We start from the raw sequence: 26,949 nt of genomic DNA on the forward strand, positions 1-26,949 counted from the left end.
TAAAATCTCTAGTTAAGAGTGTATGTCAGGCTATGAAACTCGCCTAGGCAGCCAGTCGGCGATATTGGGTTGATCCAGGTGCTGGCGAAGGTAGTCGGCAAATGTCGTGCGGGTAATCGCTCTGGCGCCGAAGCTGTGCAGATGTTCGGTTGGCATTTGGCAGTCGATCAGTACGAAACCCCACGCCTTCAGGCGCTCGACCAGCGTTGCGAAGCCGACTTTCGAGGCATTGTCCGCCCGACTGAACATGGACTCGCCAAAAAACAGCTGGCCTATTGCCAGGCCATACAGGCCTCCGACCAAGGTGTCTTGCTCCCAAACCTCCACGCTGTGGGCATAGCCGCGTCGATGCAGCTCAAGGTAGGCCGATTGCATCGAGTCGGTGATCCAGGTGCCATCGGCGTAATCGCGCGGCGCGGCGCACGCTTGAATGACAGCCATGAAATCCCGATCGAAGGTCACCTGATAGCGGTTCTGGCGCAATATTTTGCTCAAGCTACGAGAAATGTGCAGCTCCTCGGGAAATAATACCGTGCGCGGGTCCGGCGACCACCACAGGATCGGCTGTCCCTCCTGAAACCAGGGAAAGCAGCCGTGACGATAAGCCTGAATCAAGCGGTCGGCGGATAGATCTCCGCCTGCGGCGAGCAAGCCGTTCGGCTCGCGCATGGCTTTTTCCAGTGGCGGGAAGGTCAGGCTGTTACGTTGTAACCAGGTCAGCATGGCATCAAGACTTCTCGAAAGGGGAGGGCGGTACACTCGACGACTGCAACTCTACGGCGTCGGTGTGGTCGTAGACGGTCCCGTTGACGAAACCTGAGGCGGATATGTGTAGCAAAACGATGCAATCAATGGCTTGAGTGTGCAACGCGGCACGATCCGGATGTTTGATGTCGTTCATAAAAACACCCCATAAGCCTTTGTCACGAAAGACAATGCATGCTCAAATTGAGTCGTTCGTCCGGCGCTTGAAGATATGCTACACGCAAGCCAGACTAGCGTGGCAACGTCGGTGCAAACCCGTACAATGCCGACCTTATTGGTGTTTTTTCAAGTGATTAGCCGGGTTGTAGATAAACGTATCCATGTGTTTCATTTTTACCGAACGCTAGACAGTAGTATTTCGTAGTCAATCATCAGATGTTCGCGCTAAGGCGCAGGAAAAGAAGCGTTTTGAAGAAATCCACCGTAGCACCCAGTTCCGTTCCGCTCTGGCGTCAGCAGTTGCACTACCGGCTCAAGGAAGGTGCGCTGATCGCTATCGGCGCCCTGTGCCTGTATTTGATGATGGCGTTGTTGACCTACGATCAGGCCGATCCCGGTTGGAGCCATACCAGCAGTGCCCAGCAGGTGCAGAATGCTGCGGGCCGCGCTGGCGCATTCTCGGCTGACATATTGTTTATGGTGTTGGGTTATTTTGCGTACATCTTCCCGCTGTTGTTGGCGATCAAGACGTATCAAATCTTCCGTCAACGTCATGAGCCGTGGCAGTGGAGCGGTTGGTTGTTCTCCTGGCGCCTGATTGGCCTGGTCTTCCTGGTGTTGTCTGGTGCGGCCCTGGCCCATATCCATTTTCACTTCACTGCGGGCCTGCCGGCATCGGCCGGTGGTGCGCTGGGCGAAAGCCTGGGCGATCTGGCAAAAAATGCGTTGAATATCCAGGGCAGCACCCTGATGTTCATTGCGCTGTTTCTGTTTGGCCTGACGGTGTTCACCGATCTTTCGTGGTTCAAAGTGATGGACGTCACCGGCAAGATCACGCTTGACCTGTTCGAGCTGTTCCAAGGGGCTGCCAATCGCTGGTGGACGGCCCGTGGCGAGCGTAAGCAGATGGTTGCGCAGTTGCGCGAGGTCGATACTCGTGTCAGTGAAGTAGTGGCGCCTGTTGCCCCTGACCGTCGGGAACAGGCCAAGGCCAAAGAGCGTTTGATCGAGCGTGAACAAGCGCTCAGCAAGCACATGACCGAGCGCGCAAATCACGTACCTGCGGTGATCGCTCCGGCTCCGGCCAAAGTAGTGGAGCCAAGCAAGCGCGTGCAGAAAGAGAAACAGGCGCCCTTGTTCATCGACAGTGCGGTGGAAGGTACCTTGCCGCCGATTTCGATCCTTGATCCGGCAGAGAAGAAAAAGCTCAACTACTCCCCCGAATCGCTGGCTGCCGTCGGTCATCTTCTGGAGATCAAACTCAAAGAGTTTGGCGTGGAAGTCACCGTTGACTCCATTCATCCTGGACCGGTGATCACCCGCTACGAAATTCAGCCCGCCGCCGGGGTCAAGGTCAGTCGAATCTCCAACCTGGCCAAGGATCTGGCGCGTTCGCTGGCCGTGACCAGTGTGCGTGTGGTTGAAGTCATCCCGGGCAAGACCACCGTTGGCATCGAGATCCCTAACGAAGACCGGCAGATCGTGCGCTTCTCCGAAGTGCTGTCCACTCCGGAGTTCGATGACGCCAAGTCCCCGGTCACTCTGGCCCTGGGGCATGACATTGGCGGCAGGCCGGTGATTACCGACCTGGCGAAGATGCCGCACCTGCTGGTGGCCGGTACTACCGGTTCTGGTAAGTCGGTGGGGGTCAACGCGATGATCCTGTCGATCCTGTTCAAGTCGGGGCCGGAAGACGCCAAACTGATCATGATCGACCCGAAAATGCTTGAGCTGTCGATCTACGAGGGCATTCCGCATCTGCTGTGCCCGGTCGTTACCGACATGAAGGACGCGGCCAACGCACTGCGCTGGAGCGTCGCCGAGATGGAGCGGCGTTACAAACTGATGGCGAAGATGGGTGTACGTAACCTGTCGGGCTTCAACCACAAGGTCAAAGAAGCTCAAGACGCCGGCACGCCGCTTGAAGATCCGTTGTACAAACGCGAAAGCATGCACGACATAGCGCCGCTGCTGACCAAATTGCCGACCATCGTGGTAGTGGTCGACGAATTCGCCGACATGATGATGATCGTCGGTAAAAAGGTCGAAGAACTGATTGCCCGAATCGCTCAAAAAGCACGGGCGGCCGGTATTCACTTGATTCTCGCGACCCAGCGGCCATCGGTGGACGTGATCACAGGTTTGATCAAGGCCAACATCCCGACTCGCATGGCGTTTCAGGTATCGAGCAAGATCGATTCACGGACCATCATCGATCAGGGCGGCGCTGAACAACTGCTCGGTCACGGTGACATGCTGTACATGCCGCCGGGCACCAGCCTGCCGATTCGTGTCCATGGCGCTTTTGTGTCTGACGAAGAGGTCCACCGCGTCGTGGAGGCCTGGAAGCTGCGTGGCTCACCTGACTACAACGAAGACATCCTTGCAGGCGTTGAAGAGCCCGGTAGTGGCTTTGATGGCGGCAGCGAAGGCTCTGATGACAGCGAAAGCGATGCTCTGTATGACGAAGCGGTGCGTTTCGTCCTGGAAAGCCGGCGTGCTTCCATCTCCGCGGTACAGCGCAAGCTGAAGATCGGTTACAACCGCGCCGCCCGAATGATCGAAGCCATGGAAATGGCGGGCGTTGTGACGTCCATGAACACCAATGGCTCGCGTGAGGTCATCGCACCGAGCCCTATGCGCGACTAATCCTGACCGCGCGACTGTGCGCTGTCAGGGCTCCACTGAATTCAATGAGGACTCCCATGCGTCTTATCCGCATGCTGTTGGTATCTGCACTGGCTTTTTCCGCTATCCCGGCCCATGCCGATAGCAAAGATGTCGCGCGACTCACCCAGTTGCTTGAAAAATCGCAAACCCTGACCGCCCGATTTTCCCAGCTGACACTGGACGGCGGCGGCACCCAGTTGCAGGAAACAGCCGGTGACATGGCGTTGCAGCGTCCGGGCCTGTTCTATTGGCATACGGATGCACCTCAGGAACAGTTGATGGTATCCGACGGGAAAAAAGTCTCGTTGTGGGACCCGGATCTGGAGCAGGTGACCATCAAGACCCTCGACCAGCGGCTGACCCAGACCCCTGCGTTGCTGTTGTCCGGTGATGTGTCCAAGATCAGCGAAAGCTTTGACATCAGCGCCAAGGAAGCTGGCGGCGTGATCGACTTCGTGCTCAAGCCCAAGACCAAGGACACGCTGTTCGACAGCCTGCGTCTGTCTTTTCGCAACGGCGTCATCAATGACATGCAGTTGATTGACAGCGTCGGCCAGCGCACCAATATCCTGTTCACGGGTGTGAAAGCCAACGAACCGATTGTTGCCGGCAAATTCAAATTCAATATCCCGAAAGGCGCTGATGTCATTCAGGAATAAGAGGTTTTAACCGCGGCCCATGGACTTGTTTCGTAGCGATCCGATAGCTCAGCCCTTGGCCGCACGCCTGCGTGCGGCCAATCTGGATGAGTACGTCGGTCAGGAGCACCTGCTCGCTCATGGCAAACCTCTGCGTGAGGCGCTTGAGCAGGGCGCTTTGCATTCGATGATCTTCTGGGGACCGCCGGGCGTGGGTAAAACCACGTTGGCACGGCTGTTGGCAAAAGTGTCCGATGCGCATTTCGAAACGGTTTCGGCAGTGCTGGCCGGGGTTAAAGAAATCCGTCAGGCCGTCGAGATTGCCAAGCAACAGGCGGGGCAATACGGTCGCCGAACCATCCTGTTCGTTGACGAAGTGCATCGTTTCAACAAATCGCAGCAGGACGCCTTTCTGCCTTACGTAGAAGACGGCACCCTGATTTTTATCGGCGCGACCACTGAGAATCCGTCTTTTGAACTGAACAACGCCTTGCTTTCCCGTGCGCGGGTTTACGTGCTGAAAAGCCTCGACGAAGCGGCACTGCACAAGCTGGTGCAGCGCGCACTGACGGAAGAGCGCGGCTTGGGCAAGCATCGACTGAGCCTGAGCGACGAAGGTTTCAAGATGCTCCTGGCTGCGGCTGATGGTGACGGTCGGCGTTTGCTCAACCTGTTGGAAAACGCCTCTGACCTTGCCGAAGACGGCACTGAGATCAGTGTCGAGTTGCTGCAAAGCCTGCTTGGCGACAGTCGTCGTCGGTTCGATAAGGGCGGCGAAGCGTTTTACGACCAGATTTCCGCGCTGCATAAATCGATTCGCGGCTCCAACCCTGACGCGGCGTTGTACTGGTTCGCGCGGATGATCGATGGCGGTTGCGACCCGTTGTACCTGGCTCGCCGCGTTGTGCGCATGGCCAGTGAAGACATCGGCAATGCTGACCCCAGGGCGCTTACGTTATGCCTGTCGGCGTGGGATGTGCAGGAGCGTCTGGGCAGCCCCGAAGGTGAGTTGGCAGTGGCGCAGGCCATCGTTTATCTGGCCTGCGCACCAAAAAGTAATGCCGTGTACATGGGCTTCAAGGCAGCGATGCGTGAAGCGACCGAGCATGGTTCGCTGGAGGTTCCGCTGCACCTGCGCAACGCGCCGACCAAGCTGATGAAGCAACTGGGCTATGGCGAAGAATACCGTTACGCCCACGATGAACCCGACGCTTATGCCGCTGGCGAAGACTACTTTCCGGACGATCTTGAGCCGCGCCAGTACTACCAGCCGGTACCGCGTGGCCTTGAGCTGAAGATCGGAGAAAAGCTTAATCATCTGGCGGCACTGGACAAAGCAAGCCCACGTAAGCGGAGAAAGTAGTGATTCGATTGATTCTTGCAGTATCCGCCGGGGGTATCGCTGGTACATTATTGCGCTTCGCCACCGCCAGCTGGATCTCGGCGAACTGGCCGCGACACTTCTACACCGCAACATTGGCCGTTAACATCGTCGGCTGCTTGCTGATCGGTTACCTGTACGGACTGTTCCTGTTGCGTCCCGAAGTACCAATCGAGCTTCGTGCAGGCCTGATGGTAGGTTTTTTGGGTGGCCTGACGACATTTTCATCTTTTTCACTGGATACGCTGCGCTTGCTGGAAAGCGGGCAGGTGCCGCTGGCGCTGGGCTACGCGGCAATCACCGTATTCGGCGGGCTGCTCGCGACGTGGGCTGGCCTGTCCTTGACCAAACTTTGATAGACGAGAGAACGATATGCTCGATTCCAAACTGTTACGTACCCAACTTCAGGACGTAGCGGATCGCCTGGCGTCCCGTGGATTTACCTTGGACGTGGCCCGCATCGAAGCGCTGGAAAACCAGCGCAAGACCGTCCAGACCCGCACAGAACAGTTGCAGGCCGAGCGTAATGCCCGCTCCAAATCCATCGGTCAGGCCAAACAGCGCGGCGAAGACATCGCACCGTTGATGGCTGACGTCGAGCGTATGGCTGACGAACTGAGCACCGGTAAAGTCGAGCTGGACAGCATTCAGGCTGAGCTGGACGGGATGCTGCTGAGCATGCCGAACCTGCCACACGTATCGGTTCCGGTTGGCGCTGATGAAGACGACAACGTTGAAGTTCGTCGTTGGGGCACACCTACCGTGTTCGACTTCGAGGTCAAGGATCACGTCGAACTTGGCGAAAAGTACGGCTGGCTGGACTTTGAAACCGCCGCCAAGTTGTCTGGCGCGCGCTTCGCGCTGTTGCGGGGCCCTATTGCTCGCATGCATCGTGCGTTGGCGCAGTTCATGATCAACCTGCACGTCACCGATCACGGCTACGAAGAGGCTTACACCCCGTATCTGGTTCAGGCGCCCGCGTTGCAGGGCACAGGCCAGTTGCCGAAATTCGAGGAAGACCTGTTCAAGATCACTCGCGAAGGCGAGGCGGACCTGTACTTGATCCCGACTGCGGAAGTGTCGCTGACCAATATCGTTGCTGGCGAAATTCTCGATCCAAAGCAATTGCCGCTGAAGTTTGTCGCGCACACCCCATGCTTTCGCAGCGAGGCCGGTGCATCGGGCCGCGATACACGCGGGATGATTCGTCAGCACCAGTTCGATAAAGTCGAGATGGTTCAGATCGTAGAGCCTGGCCAGTCGCAAGCGGCACTGGAAACCCTCACTGGTAACGCTGAGCGCGTTCTGCAGCTGCTGGAACTGCCTTACCGCGTACTGGCCTTGTGCACCGGTGATATGGGCTTCAGTGCGGTCAAGACGTACGACCTTGAAGTCTGGATCCCGAGCCAGGACAAATACCGCGAAATTTCCTCGTGCTCCAACTGCGGTGATTTCCAGGCGCGACGCATGCAGGCGCGCTGGCGTAACCCGGAAACTGGCAAACCAGAATTGGTTCACACCCTGAACGGTTCCGGTCTGGCTGTAGGTCGGGCGTTGGTCGCCGTGTTGGAAAACTATCAGCAGGCCGACGGCTCGATACGTGTTCCTGACGTACTAAAACCCTATATGGGTGGGCTTGAGGTCATAGGCTAAATGGAATTCCTGCCGCTGTTCCATAACCTGCGTGGCAGTCGCGTACTGGTAGTCGGTGGGGGTGAAATTGCCTTGCGCAAGTCACGCCTGCTCGCTGATGCCGGTGCGGTATTGCGGGTGGTTGCACCCGAAATAGAAGCGCAATTGTGCGAGTTGGTTGAGCGCAGCGGCGGAGAACTGATTTTACGTGGCTATGCCCAGGGCGACCTTGACGGGTGCGTACTGATCATCGCAGCCACCGATGACGAGCCACTTAACGCTCAGGTGTCGCAAGACGCCCGGCAGCGTTGTGTGCCGGTCAATGTGGTGGATTCGCCTGCGTTGTGCAGCGTGATATTTCCGGCCATCGTTGACCGTTCACCGTTGGTGATTGCAGTGTCCAGCGGCGGTGATGCTCCTGTGCTGGCGCGGTTGATTCGCGCCAAGCTTGAAACCTGGATTCCTTCGACATATGGCCAACTGGCCGGCCTGGCGGCGCGATTCCGCAGTCAGGTAAAAAGCCTGTTCCCCGATGTTCAGCAGCGCCGGGCATTTTGGGAAGAAGTGTTTCAGGGACCTGTCGCTGACCGCCAATTGGCCGGGCAGGGCGCTGAAGCCGAGCGTCTGCTGATTGCTAAAATCAACGGTGAGGCGCCCAGCGCACCCGGTGAGGTGTATCTGGTGGGCGCAGGGCCGGGCGATCCGGACTTGCTGACCTTCCGCGCTTTACGTCTGATGCAGCAAGCCGATGTGGTGCTTTACGACCGCTTGGTGGCGCCGGCGATTCTGGAACTTTGCCGACGCGATGCCGAGCGGGTCTATGTCGGTAAACAGCGTGCCGATCACGCTTTGCCGCAGGATCAGATCAATCAGCAGTTGGTTGATCTGGCCAAGCAAGGCAAGCGTGTACTGCGTCTCAAAGGCGGCGATCCGTTTATTTTCGGGCGTGGCGGCGAAGAGATCGAAGAGCTGGCGGCTCACGGCATTCCGTTTCAGGTGGTGCCGGGCATTACCGCTGCCAGCGGTTGCGCAGCCTATGCCGGCATACCTCTGACCCACCGTGATTATGCGCAATCAGTGCGCTTCGTTACCGGGCATTTGAAGGACGGCACCACGGACCTGCCCTGGAGCGATCTGGTCTCACCGGCGCAGACATTGGTGTTTTACATGGGGCTGGTCGGCTTGCCGATTATCTGTGAACAGTTGATCCAGCATGGCCACTCCCCGGACACCCCTGCTGCGCTGATTCAGCAAGGCACCACCTCGAATCAACGGGTATTCACTGGCACACTGGCCAACTTGTCACAACTGGTCGCTGAGCATGAAGTGCATGCGCCAACGCTGGTGATCGTCGGCGAAGTGGTCAAGTTGCGGGAAAAGCTGGCGTGGTTCGAAGGCGCTCAAGGACAGCTCTAGCGCATAGGCTTTAAGTGCGTGCCTTGATGATCCGCGTGTGCGGGCGGTCAAGGCATCACCTCATGCCTTATTCTCAAACTCCTGTTTTGTGCCAGACTCCACGGCCTGTAAGCCGTTCGCGGTCATGACTGGCGTCAAGGTGCAGCGCTGGTCCTTTCGGCACGATCCCGGTCGGGTTTATAGTCCGGTGGCTCGTATAGTAGTGACCTTTGATGTGCTCAAAGTCCACCGTCTCAGCGATGCCCGGCCACTGATACAACTCGCGTAACCAGTCACTCAGGTTCGGGTAATCGGCTATGCGGCGCAGGTTGCATTTGAAGTGGCTGTAATACACCGCGTCAAAGCGAACGAGGGTGGTAAACAGGCGCACATCGGCCTCGGTCAGGTACTCACCGGCCAGGTAACGTTTCTTGCCCAGCAGCTCCTCCAGCCAATCCAGTTCCGCAAACAAGCCATCGAATGCTTTCTCGTAAGCGCCTTGCGAAGTGGCGAAGCCAGCGCGGTAAACGCCATTATTGACCGCTGGGTAGATCCGATCATTCAATCGATCAATCTGCTGTTGCAGCGGTTCAGGGTAGAAATCCAGGCGATCACCGGTCAGGCCATCGAACGCCGAGTTGAACATGCGGATGATCTCGGACGACTCATTGCTGACGATACGTTGTTGCTGTTTATCCCACAGCAATGGCACGGTCACGCGGCCAGTGTAGGCGGCGTCATCGGCGGTGTAGCGCTGATAAAGAAAGTCCAGGCCATCGAGCTTGTCACCGCTGGAGCCCTTTTGTTTATCGAAGGTCCAGCCATTTTCCAGCATCAACCAACTGACCACGGACACGTCGATCAAGCGTTCCAGGCCTTTGAGTTTGCGCAGGATCAGTGTGCGATGAGCCCATGGGCAGGCGAGGGAGACGTAGAGGTGATAGCGGCCAGCTTGCGCGGCAAAGCCACCTTCACCGCTGGGGGCGGGTTGACCGTCAGCGGTGATCCAATGCCGGCGTTGCGCGTTTTCACGCTGGAAGGCGCCGTCTTTGCTGCTTTCGTACCACTGATCATGCCAGCGTCCGTCGACCAGAAGGCCCATGTCTGACTCCTAAGCTCTCTTGCATTGGAGGCCAGTCTAATTGCATTGGTTCGAACGAATAGCGCAAAGCATGGGCGACTATGATCGATTAAATAGATCTGTCGCGATTATCCCAGTACTGCTGAGCCAATTCGAAGGCGGCATCGCGTGGGGTTCCAAGGCCGCGCAATGCCAGAGCGATGGTCGAAATCAGGGCCAGCTGCGGGTAGCTATCTTCTATTTCACCACGCCAAAGGGCCGTTAATTGTGCCGGGTCGAGCGTGGCCGGTTTGACATGACGTCTTGGCGACAGCGCAGGCCATTCCTCATCCCAGCTTTGCCCGGCTGTAGTGCCGTAAAGGTGACTGATGGTGTCCGGGTTTATTTCGACTTCACCGCCATCGCCCTTGATCACGATGGCGTTGTCACCCAGCAAACCGCTGGCTTCGCGGTGCATGCTCTGGTAACCGGGATGGAAGATGCTTTGCAGGCCACAGCGAGCGCCCAAGGGGTTGAGCGCTCGCGCCAGTGAGTGGATAGGGGAGCGCAGACCCAGGATGTTGCGCAGGTCGATCATTCGCTGCAACTGCGGCGCCCAATCCCCTAGCGGGATGAACGCCAGGTTGTGTTGCTCGAGCGCCGTGCCGACCGCTTGCCAGTTACGGCACAGCGGGATGCCCAGCAGATCGAGCAATTGCTCGCTGTACAGGCGACCTGCGGTATGCGCGCCGCCACCATGCATTAGCACGCGGACACCGTTTTGCGCCAGGCACTTGGCCGCGAGCAAGTACCACGGTAGGTGGCGTTTTTTGCCAGCGTAAGTCGGCCAGTCGATGTCCACTTTCAACGCCGGAGCGTGCAAACGCTCTCGTACCGCTTCGGTGAAGCCTGCCAGCTCCTCTGCGCTTTCTTCCTTATGCCGTAACAACATCAGAAAAGCACCAAGCTGGGTGTCTTCGACTTTCTCGTCGAGCAACATGCCCATGGCTTCCCGCGCTTCTTCGCGAGTAAGGTCGCGGGCGCCGCGTTTGCCCTTGCCCAGGATTCGCACGAATTGGGCGAACGGATGCTCGGTAGGTGTTTCAGTGATCAGCGGGGAAAACTCGGTCATATGCAATTCGTCGGTTTGGGCAGGCCCGCCAGCTTGGCGGCGAGTTTGGCGGGAGTGCCATTGAACAGGCGATTGAGGTGCATGCTGTTGCCCTTTTCAGGGCCCAGCTTCAGCGCCGTGTATTTGATCAGCGGGCGAGTTGCGGGCGACAACTGGAACTCGGTATAAAAAGCACGCAGCAGTTGCAGAATCTCCCAGTGTTCCGGGCTGAGGGTAATTTCTTCCCGTAAGGCCAAGGCAGTTGCAACCTCTACGGACCAGTCGTTCAGGTCTACCAGGAAACCATCCTTGTCCAGTGCAATGCTGTGTTCGGCAATCGTGAGCTGTGTCATAGCCAGGTGTTGACCTTGTCGAAGCGTATCGACAACGCGACGAAGCCTGGGTAATCGACGCTTTGGACCCCGCGCGGAACCTCAAGATTACGCGCCAGGATGTCTTCTTCAAGCACGAACAGCTCAAACAACTCTATTTGTCCCTCCAATGCACGACGCGGCGCGGAATCAGGGCGCAAGGCATACGTCGCGTCGCCGCAGAGCAGGATGGCGTCGTCCGGGCCGAGGACGCGCAGGCAACTGGTCAAACGGCTGTCTGTAAAAGGGGAGTGAGACAAAACATGCAAAGTCGACATCAGAGCGTTATCACTTGATCGTAGCGGTCAATAATCATGGGGACTTCTGACGTTTGCAGCAGTTGCAGCGTATCCACATTCAATCCATCAGAGGAAATCCCGCGCTCTGCCAGGCTGTCGCTACAGGCAAAAATATCCTCGACGCCAAACAGCGACAAGGCTTTCAAATTGGCTGTCAGGTCCTTCTGCTGTACTTGAGTGGCCTTTTGCTCAGGCAAAAGCTGCAGCACGCCGTCATCGAGAAACAGCAAGCCGATGGGCAAATCGAACGCACCGCCCGCCAACACTATATCCAGTGCTTCCCGTGCGCCCGGACCAGACCACGGGGCCTGACGGCTGATAATCAATAATGATTTTGACATTTCACGGCCCTCCGAAGCAGATCAGTCGGTCGGCTGCCTGCACCGCATCATGCAACTGGCCGAGTCCGGACAACTCCCACGGGGCTGACACATTGGCTGCTGGTCGCTGATAGCGTTGAGCTTCTTCTTCATTCAATACACCGCGTCGCAAGGCGGCGGCGATGCACACCACGCCATCAAGCTGGTTGAGGGTGACGAACTCGCGCCATTGGCGTGGCAGGTCTTGCTCATCCTGAGGCGTGACAATATTGCCCGACGCGATGTGCACGCCTTCCTGATAGAAAAACAGCCGGACAATCTCATGGCCGCCAGCCAGCACCGCCTGCGCAAACAGCAAGGCGCGGCGGGAGGAGGGCTCATGGGCCGCAGAAAAAATGGCAATGGCGAACTTCATGGTTGGCTCAGTCAACAAATCTTGGGCAATGATAATAGAGTCAGACAGCAAAAAGCCCGCTAAGCGGGCTTTTTGTTGAAGCTCGACAGCGAATCAGTTTCTGCTGCCACCCATCAAGCCAAACAACTGCAACAGGCTGACGAACAGGTTGTAGATCGATACATACAGGCTGATGGTCGCCATGATGTAGTTACGCTCGCCGCCCTGGATGATGGCGCTGGTCTGGAACAGGATGCATACAGAGGAGAACAGCACGAAACCTGCGCTGATCGCCAATTGCAGCCCGCTGATCTGGAAGAACATGCTGGCCAGCACCGCGCCCAGCAGGACGAAGAAGCCGGCGGTGATGAAACCACCGAGGAAGCTCATGTCCTTGCGAGTGATCAGCACATAGGCGGACAAACCACCGAATACCAGCGCGGTCATCGCAAACGCCGAACTGACAACCTCAGCACCACCCTGCATACCCAGGTAACGGTTGAGGATCGGGCCCAGCAGGTAACCCATGAAACCGGTCAGGGCGAAGGTCGATACCAGGCCCCACGCCGAGTCGCGTAATTTATTGGTGAGAAAGAAAAGGCCATAAAAGCCGATCAGCACGACGAATACGTTCGGGTAACGAACGTGATTCTGCTGAGCGATAAAAGCCATCAAGCCGCTGAAAGCAAGGGTGATAGCCAGAAGACCATATGTATTGCGCAGGACGCGGCTGACCTCTAGCTGCTCGGCCTGCACGCCGTTTTTCACTGCGTAATCCTGTTCGCGCATGGCGCAACTCCTGGTGATTGAAATGTTAAGACGCAAAGATCATAACAGACGCTTTGCCGCCAGTTATGAAGAGAGTTTGACAGTGTGTTTCATTCGGGTATTATGGCGCCCGCAACGCAACGGAGGTGTGGCCGAGTGGTTTAAGGCAGCAGTCTTGAAAACTGCCGACTGTAACAGGTCCATGAGTTCTTATCTCAGGTGGTTCTCAGCTGCACGCTTGCGATGCAAGACATGAAAATCGGGAAATTGGCAGAGTGGTTGAATGCACCGGTCTTGAAAACCGGCGAACGTTAATAGCGTTCCCAGGGTTCGAATCCCTGGTTTCCCGCCAACAATCAATAAAATCAAGGGCTCAGAGAAATCTGAGCCCTTTTTTTATGTCTGAAGTCTGTGTGGCAGAGGAGCTGGATTGGGGGTGAGTAGTCCCCAAAGACCTTGTGTCGTAGGGTGCATTTGTCTGTTTGCGTGCTACTGCACTCTGCTGCGTACTTGCGAATGGGCGTGTGCTCAGCTGCACGCTTATGTGTGGGCCTGGCAGCGGTGATTATCCACAGCTTTGCTCCGAGCTTGATGTCTGGTTTAACCATCTATTGATGCGGGCTTGGTTTGTAGTTCTCTCATACCCTGACCTCACCAGGGAGTACCTAGGCCGGATTCGATCGAAAAAGTAATCAAAGCGGTGTGACCGGATGACCCTCTTTGTACCCCAGAGCCTGCGAAAAATGATTTCGCTCACTAGCTTCTAGACTCAGTCGAAGGCTGATTGCCAGAGGACGGTTCACGCTGAGAACTGAGCAACTGAGGCACGCAAATCATCCGCGATGGGGGCCTTGCAGTTACGCACCCACGATCAAAGTTAAGCTGGCCGATGGTGTCCGCGACCTCCGAACACGCAGCTCTAATGCAGGCGAGTTTCGCTGGAGTGTGCAGCGTGAGAGTACTCAATCCCACAATGCCGCGTAGAAGCTGCATGTCGTGCTCTCGCAGATACCCTCGCGCCGTTGCCCGCGTCGTTTGGATGGTGCGTATGCCAAGGGAGACGTCCCTTAGAATCTGGTAGACCTCGCGGGCATTGAGAGGGGAGTTTGTGTTCAAGTTATTTTTTGTTCGAGTCAAGGCCAAGTAGAGCTGGTGGTAGAGAGGGGTAGCCGTGAACGGTGGATATATCTGGCAACCCCTTCAAAGGACGAACGAGGATCGACTACAAATAATTATCATTGATTTGATGGAAAGCTTGCGTGCCTTAAGCCCGGGTAATCATTGAACGTTAGGTCAGGCCCGCAATCGTTCATCGGTGCGGGTACCGGCTTATGAAGCACACCAGCTTCAGCATCCGCACGCATCTGTTCGAGCTCCTTGTGAAACGCCTTATCCTGAACCGTGGGCTTACTGGTGTATGGCTTTCGTTCGGGTTCAGGCTGTGCTGCATAAGTCGTTACCGCGTCAGGATCGTGCTGTAGCTTTTCTTGTATTTGAGCTTCGAGCATCGCACGGAGCGCGTCTCTTATCTGGGCGAGTCAGCAACTTTTAACTCCTAATAAAAACCATCACCCAGTATCGACTGAGCAAGTGGCCGGTTAGTGAAAATAAAATCGACATGTCGAGAATCTGGGCTGCAAGTGCAGTCACGGGGGTTGCAGGTCGAGCGGGGCGCATAAACGCGTTGCGGTCGGTGGGTTTACCCATCCTCAACTCATCAGAACGGCCTGAAATGCGATATCCAGCTTATCGCTATTGATGTGCGAAGGGCAAAACGCCACTAATGGTATGGACGGGGGGTTGTTATTGCCATAGATTCCAATTCATACATGCCATGGAAGTCGAGATGGAACCTAATGACGCTGGCGGAGTTGCCGCCAAGCACGGCTTCCTCTTTCAGGATTGTGTTGCCGCCTATCATGTCACTCGCATGCTGCGTGACAAGTCTATCCGACGTATCCGCTGCGAGGTCACGGACGACGTCGACATTGTCTGCGATGACTTCGTCGAATTCGTGCAGGTGAAAACCACCACGAAAGCACATTGGGATAGATCCCATCTTGTCACCCTCTCCGCAGGTACCGGGAAGACCAAGATCCCCAGTAGCTCCATTCTGCACAAATCTATGCAGAGTGAACCAAGCCTCACAGTGCCAAGAAAATTTCGGCTAGTCACGGAGGAGAAGGTCAATATTACGCTGGAGTACCTGCTGGTCAGCCGCGACGGGCGAGAGGAAAAGCCGGGGCGCGACGAATTGGTCGAGTACCTGAATGTGAAGACAGGAAACTACGTAGCACCCAGCGGCGTGGATGTCCCAGCTTGGGTTGATGCGACGTGCTGGGAAGTCTTCCGGACACTGCGTGAGATTGAGTTGCTCGGCGTGAGGAATATCCGCCTGGCTGCGCAGGATCTTCATGGAGTTTTACTGAGTTCAGAGGCGCGCGCCGAGGACATCTGGTGCAGGATTTTGGACACGATCACTCGCAAAGGTGCACTATCCCGCAGAATCTATACCGCAGATGACAAGTCCTACCTTCGCGCTGATCTGAACACCTGGTTTAAAGCACTGGTTGACGAGGATCAGAGGCAGTCCGGGCGCAAGGTTTACGTTAAAAGAGACTTGCCGCACATTCTCGTGCCCTTCCGGAGATCGCTCGCTTCATCATGCAACAAGCGCACTGGACGGGTGCTCCATCAGCATTACAGCTTGAAACGCTATCGCTACAAGCACATAGCCGAAAATGTGTGCAAATGGCTGGATGAAATGTTTCTTCGGCCCAAGGAGATGGCGGACATCCACAAGCTGTCATTCGTTGAACGGCGACAGCGGTTGAAGACGACAGTGTTCGAATCTTTGACGGACGTCAGTTCTTTTTTAGGTCGGGTGCTCCTCCACGCCACTATTCGCCAGATGCACGAGAGCCAGCCCATCCCATGCCTGCTCTACATGGACGGGGACGGTGAAGAAAAGATCTTGGAGAATGTGCACATCGTCCGCCGTGACCCAGAGGGTGATCAGCTCTGGGTTGGCTTCAGTGAACTGGTGACTGCAGGGAACATTACCACGCGATTGCCGCAGATCCGGGAGCAACTGTATGAAGAAATCTCCGATTGGTTCGACACCGCAAGGGGCAAGATCCTCGACATAAAGGATGATGACTTCCTGCTGCGCCATGACATCGACGAGATACTAGACGGTAGCCATGCATTCGAGGCTCATCTGGAGCGATTCCGATTCGTGCTCTTCGTCGGTTATGACTCGTCGCTGCTGACGGAGCCTGAGACGTCCGGGCATGAAGACAATCTGGAGCAGGAAACGACAGCACTGTTCGAAGCGTTCGCGGATGATCTGCAACATGACTCGCCATTCGCGGAGCTCGCTATTGATGTGTTCATTTACCCCGCCCCAAGTTTGGGAAGGTTGACCAGGATGGTTGAGGACAAGGTAAGGGGCGCCATATGACTGAAGTTTATGATGTCGCGAAACTCAGCTTGGGGCGTGAGGGTTTTTCGGCGTTCCGATACCTGGCAGCCATCAATTCTCTCCTGTCCAATCCGGTATCGAACAATCTAGGGCGAGACTTGATCGTCAGAGCACTGGATGCCCGCGAACAGTTTTCAGACCAGACCGGCATCTTGCGAAACATGGTAAGGAAGTCGGGTCTGTTTCCATACCTCAAGAAAGAGTTCACCGACCTCACCCCCGGAGACCGCGTCGCGCTCGACCTGTATCGGACACCGTTCTCTGACAAGTACGTGTTCCACTCGATGCAGTTCCACATCTTCGACCTGCTGAAAGCGGGCCGCAACCTAGTGCTCAGTGCTCCTACGAGCATGGGGAAGAGCGCGATCGTTGACTCGCTCCTAGGGCTTGGGAAACTGAACCGTGTGGTGCTAGTCGTGCCTACAGTGGCCCTGGCCGACGAAACCCGCCGCCGTCTACAGGATCGGTTTGGTGACAAATATCAAATCATCCATCACAGCTCACAGGAGTGCCGTTCCGACAGGGCTGTATACGTCCTGACCCAAGAGAGGGTCAATGAGCGTGACGATATCCTGGACATCGATCTGTTCGTCATCGACGAGTTTTATAAGCTGGCCTTCCGTCAACTGAAAAGCGGCGGAACTGATTTCAAAGATGAGCGGGTTATCGAGCTTAATATCGCCTTGAGCAAGCTCTTGAAGGTATCCAAGCAGTTCTATCTCACCGGCCCCTTTGTGAACAGCATTCGCGGGCTAACAGAGCTCGGATACAAACACACATTCATTTCAGCAGATTTCAATACGGTCGCCGTGGATGTGCAGACGTTTGGCGTGGAGGCAAACGATGACAAGGGCAAGCTCAGAGCGCTGGCCAAGATTGCCAAGCAGTGTGAAGGTGCCACGATCGTTTACTGCAAGTCCTCCGGGGTTGCCGGAAAAGTGGCACGGGAGCTCATCCGGCTAGGGTATGGCCAGGAGTTCAAGAGTCAACACATCGACTGGGTCGCTGAAGAGTATGATCCTGAGTGGGACTACACCGTCGCGCTGAAAAACGGCATTGGTTTGCATTTTGGTGGTCTGCCCAGAGCGCTCCAGCAGTACACGGCGGATCGTTTCAACGCCGGTGACATCCGATTCCTCCTGTGCACCTCGACCATCATTGAGGGCGTGAATACGGTCGCGAAGAATGTAGTCATCTACGACAACAGGGACGGCAGTCGTGGTATCGACAAATTCACCCATGGCAATATCAAAGGGCGCGCTGGCCGAATGGGTGTCCACTTCGTTGGCAAGGTGTTCTGCTTGGAGGATGTGCCGGAAGACAACCTCAACCAGGAGGTGGCCATCCCATTAGGCGTACAAGATGAAGACACCCCACTCAACCTCCTCGCTAGCGCGCAGCCTGATCATCTGTCCGACTATTCCCAGGACAGGTTTGAAGATGCATTCGATCAAGACCGTTTCTCCATTGATCTGGTGAAAAAGCATTCCCATTTCAGGATGGAGCAGTTCGAGCAATTGTACAGCTTGGTTGAGATGTTGAGGGATGAGGAATTTGTGTCGCTCGTTTTCCATTGGCTGCCAGCGGCAGAGTTCCTCAAGACCTTTGCCAAGGTGATCTCTCGGGTAGTGCCCCACACATTTTCTAGAAACGGGGTGCAGACTAAAACTACCGAGGTAATCGTGGCAAAGCTGGTCGGCTACCTGAACGCCTCGAGTTATTCTGACTATTTGAAGAGCCAGATTGTGTATGCGAAGCAGCGAATCGAGCAGGGTGATGAGCACACGCTTTCGAACATGCTCAACAACGACCTGAAGCTAGTGACCAACACCTTCGGATACACAATTCCGAAACTGCTGGGACTGCTGGAGGATGTAGTCCGTCTGCACGCTGCGAAGCGCAACATTCGGAGCAAAATCGATTATGGTCATCTGAGGATGATCTTCGAGAATCTACATCTTCCGCCTGGGGTAAATGCCCTAGAAGAAATGGGAATTCCAGTCCAAACCTTGCATCGGATGGCATCGGTGGTAAAGTTTCCGGAGGAGCTTGGTGTTGATGGTTTGGCCGATTATCTCAGGGCTAACGTGGACGCCTGGAAGGATATTGGTCAAGTGGATCAGACATTCGTAAGGCGTGCGCTGGGTCTCGCTCAGGAGTTCAGTTGATAGATACTCAGTAGCGCCTTAGGTTTGCCAGTGGGGAGTTTTCGGCACGCTATTGCAGATCGCGTTCGGTACTTTTTGTCCTTCCATTGTGGCCAGCTGATTACTGTCGGTATTGGGGCGCTTTAGCTATTACGTTCGCCCCTTCGGACTTAAGCCTTGCTCGATTCCGCGCCCTCAGGTGATGTGCCGCATACACGTTACCTGCTTGGAGTAAAACGCTGAACGTCAGCCTGATGTACTGGTTCAGTGAGGCATTTCATGCTTCCTCATTGCCTCGCTGAGCAAAACTGCTTAGCGCTTCATGCAATTGGAGCGGCGGTGTCTGCAGCAGCGATAAGGGGGGAGTTCGGCTTGCTCTCGTTTGCCTTCGCTTCAGTCCCGTTTTTTGTCTTCCCTACGAACCCCTTCAACCAAGTTACCAAACTTTTTTTGCTTGGGTATAGGTCGTATAGGGAGGAGAGTATTTTTGAGACTTGCACGGTTTGCATGTCGATCTTTTGGGAAACCTGATCTGAGGTGTACTCATGGTAGGCTTCGGCATCATACGTGAACGCTCGTCGTATCCTGTAAAAGAAGTCGTCCGAGATGCTGATCTCGTAAACGTCTTTGAGAATGGCTGCGCGAGCACGAAGCGAGGCTATATCCACATTTACAGACGAAACCCAAGCGCGATGGTTCTTGCGATTTTCCGGCTTATCCAGAAGGAAACTCGCAGCGCGACGATTGAGTTCCACAGTAGTGCTTACCACTAGAGTTAGCAGCTCCGTTGCTTCAGCTCGATGCGCTGAGGCACGTGAATCACGTATGACGATAATCCAGCCAAATACAGCTGCCAGTACGGTGAGTAATGGTGAGATAACGATCGTAACAATATCTGAGTATGATTTTAGCTCCATTAAATATGTTCCAAGTATTCGTTAATCTCAAGAATGTAATCTTTGTGGTTTGTGATAATGTTAAGTTTTCTTCGTACATCATTGGCGCTTATATTGCATTTTCTCACTAGGCCAACGAATGCTTCTTCAAGGAAGGACGAACCGTACTCATAACCTTCTTCTACAGTGTCCAAGTAGACATTGACTATTGTAATTTCTGGGTTCTGGAACGCCGGTGCGAGTTTTGCGTCACGAAATGCGGACGCATTATATTTCCCGTCGCGTTCATATCTTCCATATGGGGTTTTTGAAAAGTCCCCTACAGATATATTGGCAATATGTGCATCAGTCATTTCATTTCTCCGTCAAAGCACCATTCAATCAGTGTACCACCGTACCCGTAATTTGTAAGCAGCTCGGAGTTTACAATTTTCTGATCTTTATAGGTGACCGAGCCTCTTCCGCTTGCTATTAAGAGGTGTTTTGCCTGTTTGTTGACGTCTACGGGCTGTTTGATATTGCTAAAACCATTGCCGCGCCCGAAGTTGTCGGGATACCGGGAATTGCCTTTTTTCATGGCGAATTCAATGACTTGGTTGTCAGTCGCGGAATACCACTTCGCCTCGCGAATTTTGTTCTCTAGGCTGCCTGGAATTCCAATTCCGGCATCATATAATATAACGCTGAAGGTTCCATTTGGTTTTATAGACGTTGTGTATTGCCACCAACGGCCATAGAGCTCCTCTGTTAAACTACTTTCATATGCATGGTGGTTTATATTCAGATATCCTTCGCTGAGTGCGGACATCAACCTTTCTGGTGTTTTTCCTAATCGTGCCTTAAGATGTTTGATTAGGGTGGAGATATCAGGTTGAAGCGCGTTGGATGTTTTGAAAGGGTTGTGAGTGTCATTCCAAAGGCGTTCAAGTTTATTTCGTCCTCCTGCTCTAATGGCATCATAGAAGCCGGTACTTCGGAAGAAGTTTCTAACGTCTTTGTCAGTTGGTAACTTGATCTGTATTGATTGATGCCCGAGCTTCATGCCAAAACTGTCGGCTATAAGTTGGTATCTAGTGATTTTTGCAAATGTAATAACGGCAGCAGCAGCACTAATCGATGCGCAATCAGAGAAGTCAATAAGGACTGGCTCGCGAGCTTTGATGAAATCTTCGATATGGTGGAAAAACTTCATGGTTTCAGGGAGGTATTCATCCCTATAAATGCATATATGCTGTGGAGCTAAGGCCGACCTCATAGCATTTCTCATAAAGGGTCAAGACGCACGGACTGTGAAGCTTAACACCCCCCCTTAGGGCTCAGCCAGCGTGTCTAACTGTTACATCTGGCTGGGTATGGTTTGCGAGGGCTTTAGGAGGGGGCGTGAATGGGGCAGCGTAGGGGACGGGCCCAAAATCTGATCCGTAGGATGGGGTAAACAATGAGTCGTTGCGGGCCCCGTTTCGCAATGGAGCTGAAGGGCTTCGAGCTATTCGCCGTGAGGCTGTCAGCAGCAGATACGTACTACAGTAGATTGTCTCGCCAAATCAGTTATGTCACGCAGTGCGGCCTATCATGTAAATATTTCCTTTGAAGGTACCCTATGGCTACCGCGAATCTTTGCTCCAAAGGTTTAATCACGATTCCTGTTCAGGTACGAGCTTCTCTCGGCTTGAATCCTGAGCATAGACAACACCGCCTAGTATCTCGAGCACTCAAAAACTCAGGTCAGCCTCCCATACCTTCTATGCCGAGAGGAGGCGTTCGCTTTCCAAGGTAAGGTACATAAAGTGCCGCATATGCTGGGCCGATCCTTCCTTGGGAGTCGAAAAAATGGTTTGGTAGATCAAAACAGACGAAGATTGACCGGGGTAGAAAACATTCGGTATTGCGCTGAGGCCTGAACCCTTGGTCTTCGGCTTTGCCCTAAACGAGAGCACTAACTAGCAGTGCTTTATTGTTATTGCGAGATGCCCGGCAGAACGTGACGTTGAGCAGGGCCCCTAGGCCCGATAAATCCTGGGATAAAAGTGAATTCGTAGAGATGGGGGGTGGACAGTTTGTGATGGCGGCTCCTCATCCAGTGCAACGCCTCAAAGGCATGATCCGGAAGCTGAAGTTCGCCGTGACCATTGAGGACATGCAATGGCCATTGGCAAGCAAGGAGCGGGCACTCCCATAGTGTGGGCTGTGCATCGCTGATGTGAGGCTGCCTGTATCTGCTGTGATGGCGTAGAAATCGCAACCCTTGAGCGGAGTCCTGAAATGCGTCGGAAATTGGTTATGAATCTGGCTAAGACTTACTTACTTAGTATTTTGCTTATGATGGCGTTTTGACGCCAGAAATTAATAGCCAAGGATGCGTGTGATGTAAGAAGTAACCGTAGTCAGCGGTAAGCTGGAAGTGGTCGGCCCATCGTTGGGGATTCCACGGTCATCCGGCCACCTATTCCATGAGCATCCGGCCACTGATTCCACGGTGATCCGGCCACCCATTCCACGCACATCCGGCCACCCTTAAGGCAGGCAGCGACGCAGGATTAATTCACTACTATCGACCTCTTTTATCGAAGCAGAGAGGTCGTCGTGGAAAGGTTATCCATGCGTAAGATTCGAGAAGTACTACGCCTCAAATTTGAGGTCGGCCTGTCTGCTCGCCAGATCGCTGTCAGCTTGCAAGTCGGGCGGGCCAGCGTCGGGGATTACCTCAATCGCTTTGCTGCGAGCGGGCTGATTTGGCCCTCTGCACTGACCGATGCCGAGCTGCAACGAAGTCTTTTTCCGCCCACTCCAGCTGTCCCCAGTGAACAGCGCCCCATGCCTGACTGGGCAAAGACTCACGCCGAACTGCGTCGTCCCGGTGTCACACTGGCTCTGCTCTGGCAGGAGTACCGCCTCAGCCAACCCCAAGGTTTCCAGTACAGTTGGTTCTGCGAGCACTACCGCCTCTGGGCCGCCAAGGTCGACGTAGTCATGCGTCAGGAGCATCGCGCAGGCGAAAAGCTGTTCGTCGACTACGCCGGCCAGACCGTGTCGGTCATCGACCGGCACACAGGCGAAATCCGCCAGACCCAGATATTCGTCGCCGTTCTGGGAGCCTCCAGCTATACATTTGCGGAAGCCACCTGGTCGCAGAAACTGCCGGATTGGCTGGGCTCGCACGTGCGCTGCTTTGCTTTTCTCGGCGGGACATCCGAGATCCTGGTGCCGGACAATTTGCGCAGCGGCGTCAGCAAAGCCCATCGCTACGAGCCGGACATCAATCCCAGCTACCGTGATCTGGCGGAGCATTACGGGGTCGCCGTGTTGCCCGCTCGCTCGCGTAAACCCAAGGACAAAGCCAAGGTTGAGGTCGGCGTGCAGGTGGTCGAGCGCTGGATTTTGGCGGTCTTGCGCAATCGCCAGTTCTTCTCGCTGGGCGAACTTAATACGGCTATCGGCGTGCTGCTCGAACGCCTCAACCAAAAGCCGTTTAAGAAACTACCAGGCTCACGTCGCTCGACCTTCGAGGCCATCGACCAACCGGCGTTGCAACCGCTGCCGGAACATCCCTACGTCTACGCCGAATGGAAAAAGGTACGGGTACACATCGACTACCACGTTGAAGTCGACGGCCATTACTACTCGGTGCCGTACCAGTTGGTGAAGCATCAGTTAGAGGTGCGCCTGACGGCGCAAACGGTGGAGTGTTTTAACGCCAACCAGCGCGTGGCCAGCCATCTGCGCTCGCTGCACAAAGGCCGCCACACCACGCAGACCGAGCACATGCCCAAGAGCCATCGCGAGCACGCCGAATGGACACCGCAACGGCTGATCGGCTGGGCGGAGCAAACCGGGCCAAACACCGCTGGCGTCATCGCCTACATCCTCGAACGCCGGATCCATCCGCAGCACGGCTTCCGTGCTTGTCTGGGCATCCTGCGCCTAGGAAAACACCATGGCGAAGATCGGCTGGAAGCTGCGTGCCAGCGCGCCCTGGCGCTGGGCGCGTGCAGTTAATCGATCCTGCGCCAAGGTCTTGAAAGGCTGCCACTGGCCCAACAAAACCTGCCGCTGTTACCCGAAGAACACATCAACCTGCGCGGCCCCGGCTACTACCACTGACCTGAAGGAACACCAAAATGCTACCCAATCCTACACTCGACAAGCTGCAAACCCTTCGCCTGCACGGCATGATCAAGGCGCTTGGCGAACAACATGCAACGCCCGACATCAATGACATCAGCTTCGATGAGCGTCTTGGCCTGATGGTTGATCGCGAGCTGACCGAACGTGAAAACACGCGCCTGAGCAGCCGCCTAAAAGCGGCCCGACTGCGCCATAACGCTTGCCTGGAGGACATCGATTACCGCAGTCCCCGTGGCCTGGACAAGTCACTGATCCTGCAACTGGGCAGCGGCCAATGGCTGCGCGATGGCCTGAACCTGATCATCGGTGGCCCCACTGGCGTGGGCAAAACCTGGCTGGCTTGTGCGCTGGCACACAAGGCCTGCCGGGACGGCTACAGCGTGCGTTACCTGCGTTTGCCACGGTTGATGGAGGATTTGGGCATGGCTCACGGCGACGGTCGTTTCGCCAAACTAATGGCCAGCTACGCCAAGACCGACCTGCTGATCCTTGATGACTGGGGCTTGGCCCCGTTTACCACCGAACAACGGCGCGACATGCTGGAACTGCTCGACGACCGTTACGGCCACCGCTCAACGCTGGTGACGAGCCAGATGCCGGTGGACAAATGGCACGAACTGATCGGCGATCCGACCTTGGCTGACGCGATCCTCGACCGGTTGGTGCACAACGCTTACCGCTTGGAACTGAAGGGCGAATCAATGCGCAGGCGCTCAACGAAATTGACGACAGCGGGTACTTCAGACTAACAATACAAACCAGCGTCGCTGCGCTCCGACTGCCCGGCCGGATAAGCGTGGAATAGGTGGCCGGATGTTAGTGGAATGAGTGGCCGAATGGCGTGGAATCCGCAGCCCATCGTCAAACAAGCCAGATGGCAGCGAATACACCTATCTGCGCATTGCCGAAAAAGACGGCAGCACCAAGCTCGTCAAAAAAGTCGGAGTAGGGCAGCTCATCGAGTCGTACATGCGACCGGGCATTGAGGGTGATTTTTACTTCATGAAACTTGGTCGGCTGGGCTACATTCTTTTTGCAATCAAAAAGTCAGATGGCCAGAAAATCTATGAGGAGAATGGATTCAAGATGTGGATCGGCAAGATGCGGTTGAGCGCCGGTATGCTGGCCCTGCTCTTTATTCCGCTGAGCTTTGTGGGGCTGCTGATGGGTGGATGGCTGGGCATTATTGTCCCTGTAGGATTCATCTACGTGATGTGGAAGCTTGCGGTGTCTTTCCCGAGAGTATTGAAGGAAAGCTTCCTCAAAGGGCAACTCAATCAGCTTGGATTTAGCAACTGAGCAGAAAGGGGTAACTGTCACTCTCGTGGCACGTTGTCCTTGATTGGTCGCCACCGACGGCCAATCAGATCGAATCCTCTCCTAGCTGAGACCTCAGCTCTTTCTCTGCACATGCCTGGTGATCGTCGACCTCGACACCCCAAGCAATCGAGCAACCTCGGCTTGTGAATTTCCTTCAGCTAAAAGATCGCTCACTTGGCGACCTAGTTCAGCTGCCTCGACCACTCTCGGATGATCAGGCCTGGTGGGGGCTGCTGGCACAACAGCATTTAAAAGCGCTAAGGATTCAAGGTCGTCACGGGTGCGTTGCAAAATGGTTTGCGGCGACTGCCCACTCTGGGCTGCGTATACCAGCGTCAGCAATGACATCGGATGAAGCTGTAATGCTTCGGCCAGTTCCTCGCTTACCTCCAGCGATACCGATCTTGTTGCCCCCTCCAGCCGGCTCACATGCGACTGATCCATCGTACTGGCGACGGCTCGCTGAGATAAACCTTGGTGTGCCCGCACGAATTGCAGGGCTGCTGCGAAGGCATTGCGAAGCGACATTCTAGACGTTCCTGTAAAACAAAACGGTATGCCGCGTTTGCGTTGTTCCGCACAAATGCTTATAGTCATCGATGCGGAACATGCGGATTTGACCACGCATGATCGGGCCACCGGAGGCTGTCGGAGTAGATGCCTTGGTCACTTGCTGTCGGGGCGACATCTGCTGGCCTTTTCGAAAATTTATCCACTCGCCAATATATCGCTAAATCGAGTGAGAGCCATGGTTCATGGGTCGAGCGGCGCTGATAGCCATGGTTCTGTGCGTAGTGAAGCAGATTAATAACCCGCTAAATCGAGTTGATGTAGCACTATGAAAATTCAGATTTACTCAGATCTACACCTTGAATTTTGCGAATTTTCACCACAAAAAACTGACGCCGACCTTGTCATTCTGGCGGGCGACATTGGTACAAAAGTGAAAGGGTTGAAGTGGGCTAATGACACGTTCCGTTGTCCTGTGATTTACATTTTTGGCAACCACGAATTTTACGGAGGGCACATCGATCGCACGCTCCAAAAAATGAGAGACGCTGCGGCACCTCACGTTCACATCCTGGAAAACCAGGTATTTGTTTGGCAGCAAATCCGCTTTCTCGGCACGACCGCGTGGACTGATTTTTCTACGACGGGAAACATGGTCGCTGCGAGCACTCTAGCCCGAGATTGCATGAACGATTTTCGAGTTATCAGGGCCGATGCTTCTTACCGTCGTCTTCGGCCAGATGATGTCTCAAGTCGAAATAAGGCGGCGTACGAATGGTTAAGCCAAGAGCTTGAAAAGCCTTTTGACGGTAAGACCGTGGTCATTACTCACCACGCGCCAACACCATCAGTTGCTGGCGATAAGACTGATGGCCACCTAAATGCAGCCTATTCAAACCATTGGCCAAACCTGATAGAAAAGGTGGATATGTGGGTATTTGGACACACGCATCGAGCTGTTGATATCGAGCTCACCGGGTGCAGACTGATCTCAAATCCACGAGGTTATCCAGGGGAAGAAACTGGATTTCAGGCTGGTTTTGAAGTGCAGATTTAATGACCTTTTCTGTGATTAATCGAGATGATCCGATGTATAGCAGGTACATGATCAAAACGTACGGAGCGACGCTTGCTGACTTCCGTTTTTCACGTCTGCCTACGGTGATATTGAACGCCAGAAAAGCCATACCAGACTACGACATCGTTGGGTTTCTAGCCTGTGCTCTTGAGCGGCCGCCCCGTATGACGGGTTTGATGTTTTGTGACCATAGGAATCGGTTTCCTGAAGGACTTCCTGCGCACACACCTCCCATCGAAAAACGCTATTACCGCGATGGTTACCTGGTCGTCCAAGCCGAGGGCGGTGGGCTTTACGTGATAGCTCACTGGTGGTTTGAGAACGGCGCCATCGGCCCCTTTTGTTCGGTTCAATAATGCCTAGGGAAACTCTGGAAAAGACTTCCAAATCTGGTGAAATACGCCTGCCCCACGAACTGAACGGTTG

At 54.9% G+C, this 26,949-nt stretch carries 23 protein-coding genes, 1 tRNA gene and 1 pseudogene; 13 read left to right on the forward strand and 12 right to left on the reverse strand.

Annotated elements, in window-relative coordinates:
• Positions 1-30: 30 nt before the first annotated feature.
• On the reverse strand, positions 31-723 hold the full coding sequence (aat, locus tag K0F75_RS23850) for a leucyl/phenylalanyl-tRNA--protein transferase (RefSeq protein WP_219064429.1): 693 nt from the start codon (positions 721-723) through the stop codon (positions 31-33).
• 417 nt (positions 724-1,140) lie between these two features.
• Between aat and ftsK the strand changes: the two genes are divergently transcribed.
• From ftsK to cysG, 6 genes are read left to right on the forward strand one after another with little or no spacing between them, the layout of a single operon-like run.
• Positions 1,141-3,573, forward strand: a complete 2,433-nt coding sequence (gene ftsK, locus K0F75_RS23855; protein ID WP_219064430.1) for a DNA translocase FtsK — start codon at positions 1,141-1,143, stop codon at positions 3,571-3,573.
• 56 nt (positions 3,574-3,629) lie between these two features.
• Entirely contained in the window at positions 3,630-4,253 is a 624-nt protein-coding gene (lolA, locus tag K0F75_RS23860) for an outer membrane lipoprotein chaperone LolA (RefSeq protein WP_219064431.1), read from the forward strand.
• 19 nt (positions 4,254-4,272) lie between these two features.
• Positions 4,273-5,595 carry a replication-associated recombination protein A gene (locus tag K0F75_RS23865; protein WP_219064432.1) on the forward strand — a complete coding sequence of 441 codons (1,323 nt, stop codon included), beginning with the start codon at positions 4,273-4,275 and terminating at the stop codon, positions 5,593-5,595.
• A complete protein-coding gene (gene crcB / locus K0F75_RS23870; RefSeq protein ID WP_219064433.1) occupies positions 5,595-5,969 on the forward strand; it encodes a fluoride efflux transporter CrcB in 375 nt (124 codons plus the stop codon). The genes K0F75_RS23865 and crcB overlap by 1 nt, the downstream gene beginning before the upstream one ends.
• A 16-nt stretch (positions 5,970-5,985) precedes the next feature.
• Positions 5,986-7,266: a serine--tRNA ligase gene (serS, locus tag K0F75_RS23875; protein WP_219064434.1), complete on the forward strand. Its 1,281-nt coding sequence runs from the start codon at positions 5,986-5,988 to the stop codon at positions 7,264-7,266.
• Positions 7,267-8,661, forward strand: coding sequence for a siroheme synthase CysG (gene cysG / locus K0F75_RS23880; protein ID WP_219064435.1), 1,395 nt, complete (start codon positions 7,267-7,269; stop codon positions 8,659-8,661).
• A gap of 73 nt (positions 8,662-8,734) precedes the next feature.
• Here the strand turns inward: cysG and K0F75_RS23885 are convergent, their stop codons facing one another.
• From K0F75_RS23885 to K0F75_RS23915, 7 genes are all read right to left on the reverse strand, one after another.
• A complete protein-coding gene (locus tag K0F75_RS23885; protein ID WP_219064436.1) occupies positions 8,735-9,742 on the reverse strand; it encodes a glutathione S-transferase family protein in 1,008 nt (335 codons plus the stop codon).
• 88 nt (positions 9,743-9,830) lie between these two features.
• Positions 9,831-10,832: a glycosyl transferase family protein gene (locus K0F75_RS23890; RefSeq protein ID WP_219064437.1), complete on the reverse strand. Its 1,002-nt coding sequence runs from the start codon at positions 10,830-10,832 to the stop codon at positions 9,831-9,833.
• Positions 10,829-11,164, reverse strand: a complete 336-nt coding sequence (locus K0F75_RS23895; protein ID WP_219064438.1) for a TusE/DsrC/DsvC family sulfur relay protein — start codon at positions 11,162-11,164, stop codon at positions 10,829-10,831. Before K0F75_RS23895 ends, K0F75_RS23890 begins: the two co-directional genes overlap by 4 nt.
• Positions 11,161-11,460 carry a sulfurtransferase complex subunit TusB gene (tusB, locus tag K0F75_RS23900; protein WP_219064439.1) on the reverse strand — a complete coding sequence of 100 codons (300 nt, stop codon included), beginning with the start codon at positions 11,458-11,460 and terminating at the stop codon, positions 11,161-11,163. The genes K0F75_RS23895 and tusB overlap by 4 nt, the downstream gene beginning before the upstream one ends.
• Positions 11,460-11,822: a sulfurtransferase complex subunit TusC gene (gene tusC, locus K0F75_RS23905; protein ID WP_219064440.1), complete on the reverse strand. Its 363-nt coding sequence runs from the start codon at positions 11,820-11,822 to the stop codon at positions 11,460-11,462. The genes tusB and tusC overlap by 1 nt, the downstream gene beginning before the upstream one ends.
• 1 nt (position 11,823) lies before the next feature.
• Positions 11,824-12,216, reverse strand: coding sequence for a sulfurtransferase complex subunit TusD (gene tusD / locus K0F75_RS23910; RefSeq protein WP_219064441.1), 393 nt, complete (start codon positions 12,214-12,216; stop codon positions 11,824-11,826).
• A 93-nt stretch (positions 12,217-12,309) separates the two neighbouring features.
• A complete protein-coding gene (locus K0F75_RS23915) occupies positions 12,310-12,984 on the reverse strand; it encodes a Bax inhibitor-1/YccA family protein (protein WP_219064442.1) in 675 nt (224 codons plus the stop codon).
• A gap of 240 nt (positions 12,985-13,224) precedes the next feature.
• Between K0F75_RS23915 and K0F75_RS23920 the strand changes: the two genes are divergently transcribed.
• The 3 genes from K0F75_RS23920 to K0F75_RS23930 all read left to right on the forward strand — a co-directional run bounded on the left by K0F75_RS23920 (position 13,225) and on the right by K0F75_RS23930 (position 18,615).
• Positions 13,225-13,315, forward strand: a tRNA-Ser gene (locus tag K0F75_RS23920).
• Positions 13,316-14,809: 1,494 nt separating this feature from the next.
• Positions 14,810-16,426 (forward strand): dsDNA nuclease domain-containing protein, encoded by a 1,617-nt coding sequence (locus tag K0F75_RS23925; protein WP_219064443.1) that lies wholly within the window; start codon positions 14,810-14,812, stop codon positions 16,424-16,426.
• Positions 16,423-18,615 carry a DEAD/DEAH box helicase gene (locus K0F75_RS23930; protein WP_219064444.1) on the forward strand — a complete coding sequence of 731 codons (2,193 nt, stop codon included), beginning with the start codon at positions 16,423-16,425 and terminating at the stop codon, positions 18,613-18,615. The genes K0F75_RS23925 and K0F75_RS23930 overlap by 4 nt, the downstream gene beginning before the upstream one ends.
• Positions 18,616-18,914: 299 nt before the next feature.
• Here K0F75_RS23930 and K0F75_RS23935 read toward each other — a convergent pair whose 3' ends face one another.
• From K0F75_RS23935 to K0F75_RS23945, 3 genes are read right to left on the reverse strand one after another with little or no spacing between them, the layout of a single operon-like run.
• On the reverse strand, positions 18,915-19,511 hold the full coding sequence (locus K0F75_RS23935; RefSeq protein WP_219064445.1) for a hypothetical protein: 597 nt from the start codon (positions 19,509-19,511) through the stop codon (positions 18,915-18,917).
• Entirely contained in the window at positions 19,511-19,843 is a 333-nt protein-coding gene (locus tag K0F75_RS23940; RefSeq protein ID WP_219064446.1) for an STAS-like domain-containing protein, read from the reverse strand. The genes K0F75_RS23935 and K0F75_RS23940 overlap by 1 nt, the downstream gene beginning before the upstream one ends.
• The gene (locus K0F75_RS23945; RefSeq protein WP_219064447.1) at positions 19,840-20,745 is read right to left on the reverse strand and encodes a hypothetical protein; all 906 of its coding nucleotides are present in this window, start codon (positions 20,743-20,745) and stop codon (positions 19,840-19,842) included. The genes K0F75_RS23940 and K0F75_RS23945 overlap by 4 nt, the downstream gene beginning before the upstream one ends.
• A gap of 1,343 nt (positions 20,746-22,088) precedes the next feature.
• Here K0F75_RS23945 and istA point away from each other — a divergent pair.
• The 3 genes and pseudogenes from istA to K0F75_RS23960 all read left to right on the forward strand — a co-directional run bounded on the left by istA (position 22,089) and on the right by K0F75_RS23960 (position 24,914).
• A pseudogene (istA, locus tag K0F75_RS23950) lies at positions 22,089-23,591 on the forward strand (IS21 family transposase).
• A 17-nt stretch (positions 23,592-23,608) separates the two neighbouring features.
• Positions 23,609-24,364, forward strand: coding sequence for an IS21-like element helper ATPase IstB (istB, locus tag K0F75_RS23955; protein ID WP_219064448.1), 756 nt, complete (start codon positions 23,609-23,611; stop codon positions 24,362-24,364).
• 79 nt (positions 24,365-24,443) lie between these two features.
• Positions 24,444-24,914: a hypothetical protein gene (locus tag K0F75_RS23960; RefSeq protein WP_219064449.1), complete on the forward strand. Its 471-nt coding sequence runs from the start codon at positions 24,444-24,446 to the stop codon at positions 24,912-24,914.
• Positions 24,915-25,007: 93 nt separating this feature from the next.
• Here K0F75_RS23960 and K0F75_RS23965 read toward each other — a convergent pair whose 3' ends face one another.
• The gene (locus K0F75_RS23965; RefSeq protein WP_219064450.1) at positions 25,008-25,463 is read right to left on the reverse strand and encodes a helix-turn-helix domain-containing protein; all 456 of its coding nucleotides are present in this window, start codon (positions 25,461-25,463) and stop codon (positions 25,008-25,010) included.
• A 310-nt stretch (positions 25,464-25,773) separates the two neighbouring features.
• Here K0F75_RS23965 and K0F75_RS23970 point away from each other — a divergent pair, with 310 nt between their 5' ends.
• Positions 25,774-26,502, forward strand: a complete 729-nt coding sequence (locus K0F75_RS23970; protein ID WP_219064451.1) for a metallophosphoesterase — start codon at positions 25,774-25,776, stop codon at positions 26,500-26,502.
• The last annotated feature ends 447 nt before the right edge of the window (positions 26,503-26,949 follow it).

Origin of the sequence: Pseudomonas sp. UMAB-08 (assembly GCF_900095225.1) — a bacterium.
In the GTDB taxonomy this organism is placed as follows: Bacteria; Pseudomonadota; Gammaproteobacteria; order Pseudomonadales; family Pseudomonadaceae; genus Aquipseudomonas.